This window comes from Bacillus bruguierae, from assembly GCF_037104725.1.
GTDB classification, from domain to species: Bacteria; Bacillota; Bacilli; order Bacillales; family Bacillaceae_G; genus Bacillus_A; species Bacillus_A bruguierae.
The window spans coordinates 1-1450 of record NZ_JBAWSX010000043.1; the positions used below are offsets into that span (position 1 = coordinate 1).

1 protein-coding gene and 1 pseudogene are annotated in these 1450 nt (G+C 36.4%); one reads left to right on the plus strand and one right to left on the minus strand.

Going from position 1 to position 1450, the window contains the following annotated elements; translation table 11 throughout:
* Positions 1-200 precede the first annotated feature (200 nt).
* Positions 201-338 (minus strand): annotated as a pseudogene (locus WAZ07_RS26085) (IS3 family transposase); the annotation flags it as partial.
* A 413-nt stretch (positions 339-751) separates the two neighbouring features.
* Between WAZ07_RS26085 and WAZ07_RS26090 the strand changes: the two are divergent.
* Positions 752-1450: M23 family metallopeptidase (locus WAZ07_RS26090; RefSeq protein ID WP_336474713.1), on the plus strand; the 699-nt coding region annotated here is incomplete at its 3' end.

Genomic DNA, 1450 nt, shown 5'->3' on the forward strand with positions numbered 1-1450 from the left:
ACCATCATGCTAATTATAATAGTGGCATACGTGATCGTGTAGGTGTTGGTCAGTGGGAAATTGAGTTTAGAGATAACAATTGGATTTACATTAAAGATAAAGGTTGGGTAGAATTTGACGAAAAAATCATCCGTTGGATTCGATAATAAAAGAGACGGCTCTTATTGAAGTGACACCTAAAAGTTAGACAGTTTATTACATTAGGCAGCTTCTTGGGCATGGGTCCGGTATTGTAAAGGACTCATGCCTTTTAATTTTACCGTAATTCTTTTGTGATTATAATAATGGATATTATTCTTTAATTTTAGTTTAAAATGCTCCAAACTTTCAAATTTTTTTAAGATAAAGTGGAATATAATAGGATACTAGTTTCTAAATTGATCCTTCTGAAAAACCTCTGCAATCAATAGGTCGTGGAATTGCTACATCTAAATATCCAATTGGCTGGTGTGTTATTCTATATAGCCAAGCACAAGGTGGATATTTTACGGATAACGTAATTAATGATAAAACACAGTATTTTATTTTAAGTGCAGCTTGATATGAACAACTTGTGTTATATATTGGAAACAGTACATGGTTAAAAGAAGAACATTTTGATGTTAGGTAACGACAGAGAGCTTTTCGTTCTGTTCATCTTAAAATTTGAAAAACTATAATATATCCAAAAAATAATAAATATAGACAGTGAACGAAGGTGCTCATGTAAGTACCTTTTTTATATTGTGTAAAAATAGAAAGGAAGATTAATATGGCAAAATTTATTTATCCAACAGATACAACGAGAGTAACAAGCGGTTTTAGAGGTGACAGACCAGATCATCATGGGGTAGACCTTGCTGAAGCGGGTGATCATCCGATTTATGCAGCGGCTAGTGGGAAAGTCAGTCGTTCTTATCCTTCATCCAGTTATGGTGAATGTATTATGATTGTGCATACTATAGATGGAGTTATATGGGAAACTGTATACGCTCATATGCGTAGTGGTTCTCGAACGGTTAAAGAAGGCGATTATGTTACACAAGGACAAACAATTGGAGTTATGGGGAACACGGGGCAGTCTAGTGGCCAACACTTACACTTTGAATTGCATAAAGGGCGCTGGGATATTAATAAGAGTAATGCTGTGAACCCGTTAGACTATTTGGGGAAAGGGGACGGTGGCAACACTGATCCTACGGATGTAGATACACGTCAGAATATCTCGTTACCGTCTGATTGGCTAACTAATAACTTAGGATGGCTGCAATGTATGCAACGCCAATCTTGGGTATATAAAGAGCCAAGTGAGTTTGCGGAAGTAGTAGGAAAGATTCCTCTTGGCAGTGGTCATGTTTATTTAGCGTGCGCATGGGATGGAAAAAGATTTTGGTTTAAAATTGCAAATGACAATTGGGTTCCGGAAACAGCAATGCGTATCGAAAAAGACGGTAAAAGTAAAGGTGTCATT